Annotated in this window: 4 protein-coding genes; all 4 read left to right on the forward strand. The window is 42.1% G+C overall.

Annotated elements, in window-relative coordinates; translation table 11 throughout:
• Positions 1-1,311: DUF3656 domain-containing protein (locus AC058W_RS05070; protein ID WP_479389784.1), on the forward strand; the 1,311-nt coding region annotated here is incomplete at its 5' end.
• 139 nt (positions 1,312-1,450) lie between these two features.
• Positions 1,451-1,882, forward strand: coding sequence for a hypothetical protein (locus AC058W_RS05075; RefSeq protein ID WP_479389785.1), 432 nt, complete (start codon positions 1,451-1,453; stop codon positions 1,880-1,882).
• Positions 1,879-2,286 (forward strand): FtsW/RodA/SpoVE family cell cycle protein, encoded by a 408-nt coding sequence (locus AC058W_RS05080; RefSeq protein ID WP_479389786.1) that lies wholly within the window; start codon positions 1,879-1,881, stop codon positions 2,284-2,286. The genes AC058W_RS05075 and AC058W_RS05080 overlap by 4 nt, the downstream gene beginning before the upstream one ends.
• Positions 2,287-2,466: 180 nt before the next feature.
• Positions 2,467-2,856 (forward strand): FtsW/RodA/SpoVE family cell cycle protein, encoded by a 390-nt coding sequence (locus AC058W_RS05085; RefSeq protein ID WP_479389787.1) that lies wholly within the window; start codon positions 2,467-2,469, stop codon positions 2,854-2,856.
• Positions 2,857-2,957 lie beyond the last annotated feature (101 nt).

Genomic DNA, 2,957 nt, shown 5'->3' on the forward strand with positions numbered 1-2,957 from the left:
TCCCTTAAGATAGAAGGAAGAATGAAACAGCCGGGATATACAGCGGGAGTAACATCTGTATATAGAAAATATCTGGACATTCTTTTTGAGAAAGGTGCTGAGAATTATAAAGTAGCGGAGAAAGACAGACAATATCTGCTGGATTTGTTTAACAGAGGCGGTTCCTGTACCGGATACTATGAGATGCAGAATGGTCCATCTATGATGGCGTTCACAAATGAGAAGAAGACTGGAGATATCACGCCTGTATTAAGAAAAAAGAAAGAAAAAATTCAGGGAACGTTAATTCTTTTCCCGGGAAGTCCTGCTATACTGGATGTATCCTGCAGGGGAATTCATGGATCTGCATCCCTTGGAGAAGTGCAGTATGCACAGAATCAACCGCTGACTGAGGAACGTATCCGCTCACAGATGGAGAAGCTCGGAAATACGGAATATGAGTGGGAGAATCTGGAAATTCAGATGGATGAGAGCATTTTTATCCCGATGAAAATGTTGAATGAAGTCCGCAGACAGGCGTTGGAATCATTGGAAGAAGAAATCCTCAAATCATATAGAAGAGAAGAAGTAGAAAAAAACAGTCAGCATACAAACAAAAAAGCGGATAAAATACAAAAAACGCTGCCAATTTATATATCATGTGAAGAAAAATCCACCGCTCTTGCGTTATATAAAAGAGAAGGGATACAGGGAATGTACCTTAACGGTGATGCGATGGAAGCCTGTCTTGATGAAGGCGTGAGCAGAGGAATGGAGATGTATCTGTCACTGCCACACATTATGAGAGGAGAATTTCCGGAAAATCTTCTTGCCCAGATAGATAACTGGCTGGACAGAGGAATGACAGGATTTCTTGTAAGAAACCTGGAAACTTTTGCAATTCTTAAGAAAGCCGGGCTTGCAGAGAAATGTGTGTTGGATCACAGCATGTATACGTGGAATGACGAAGCAGTTGATTTCTGGATCGGACAGCATGTTATGCGCAATACAGTGCCTCTTGAGCTAAATGAGGGAGAAATCCGTCACAGAGATAATCAGAATAGCGAAATGCTCATTTATGGCTATCTGCCGCTTATGATTTCTGCTCAATGCGTGCATAAGAATGTTTATGGGTGTAATCATAAAGAAGAGTGGGTGACTATGAAGGACCGCTATGATAAGGAATTTACAGCCAAATGTGTATGTAATCCATGGAAAATGGAGAATACAAATTCCCGCATACCCTGCTATAATATCATTTACAACAGTATTCCTTATGGTCTGCTGAAAGGAAAAATCACAGATAGACAGACTGGGGTGTTTCTTCCCTGAGACTTGCATTCACAATTGAGAAACCGCAGGATGCAGTAAAGATTTATGAAGAGTTCAGGGACGTTTATCTGAATGAGAAGAATCCTCCGAAGCGGGACTATACTAAGGGACATTTTAAAAGAGGAGCCGAGTAAGGCATATGATTAATGTAATTGTAGAATTATCCAAGTATGTGATCCTTACCCTGATGGTAATTTATACTTTTCACTGTTTCTATCTGGTGAAACAGCAGAGTGAGGAAGAGAGAAACGAATCGCTGCGGCAGCAGCTGATGCTTATCTTTTTTATGGACTTCACTGCGTTTCTGGTCATCTACCTGAAGACTGGTAAGTTTCAGGTCATTCTGTTTTATGTAGAGATGATGGCGTTTTTTGCAGGAATCCAGATTCTGTACAGACTTATATATAAGAAAGCATCGATTTTACTGCTGAATAATATGTGCATGCTTCTGAGCGTTGGATTTATCATGCTGTGCAGATTAGATGTATCAACGGCAACCAGACAGCTGGTGATCGTAACCGGTGTGAATGTGGCAGCACTTGTCGTTCCGGTAGTTGATCTCGAAAAATGAAATTTCTCAAAGACCTGACATGGGTTTATGCCGGAATCGGAATTGTCCTGCTGGCGGCGGTACTTGTGCTTGCACAGACAAGCTATGGAGCGAAGCTTTCTCTGATGGGAATTCAGCCATCAGAGGCAATTAAGATCACATTTGTATTTTTTATGGCAGCATTATTGAGAAATGGTGCAGATTTTTCAAAAGTAGTCCAGGCTACTATCGTGGCAGGGCTTCATGTTGGTATCCTGGTGCTTTCCAGAGACCTGGGAAGTGCGGTAATCTTCTTTGCGGCATACCTCGTGATGATTTATGTTGCTTCCAAGAATGTAGGATATCTGGCGCTTGGCCTTGGCGGCGGGTTCGGTTCGGAGCAGTTATTGCATATCATTTGTTTGGGCATGTACGCCAGAGGGTGACAGCATGGAAAGATCCTGATGGCTGTATATCAGAATGAAGGATATCAGATCGTTCAGTCATTGTTTGCGATTGGAACCGGCGGATAGCTACGTTTTGCGGAATGGGATTATGCGGCAGGGCTGGCTGAGAAGATACCGGTTGTTAAGAATGACTTTATATTCAGCGCCATTTGTGAGGAACTGGGGTGTATTTTTGCAATCTGTCTGATCCTTGTATGTATGAATTTTTTTCTGATGATCGTAAATATTGCGCTTAAGATAAAAAAGCCATTTTATAAACTGATCGCGCTTGGTCTTGGTACGGAATATGCATTTCAGGTATTTCTGACAATAGGCGGAGCAACGAAATTCATCCCTATGACAGGTGTGACACTTCCATTGGTCAGTTACGGAGGAAGCTCTGTGGCGAGTACGGTGCTGATGCTGGCAATTATTCAGGGATTGTATATTTTGAGAGAAGATGAGGACGAAGAAATTGAGAGATATCGAAGAAAAGAAGCGGCGCAAAGAGCTCAGGAAGCGTCAGAAGCGCAAGGCTCAGGAGATTTTGAAAAAAAGAAGACCCGGTAATCGGGAATATACACTGGTATCCTGTTTTTTTGTGCTGATCTTTGTCAGCATGATCGGGTATCTGGTCTACTTTAATTATGCAAAGAGCGATGATTTTATCA

This window comes from Blautia sp. CGZ-1-C1 (genome assembly GCF_056504575.1).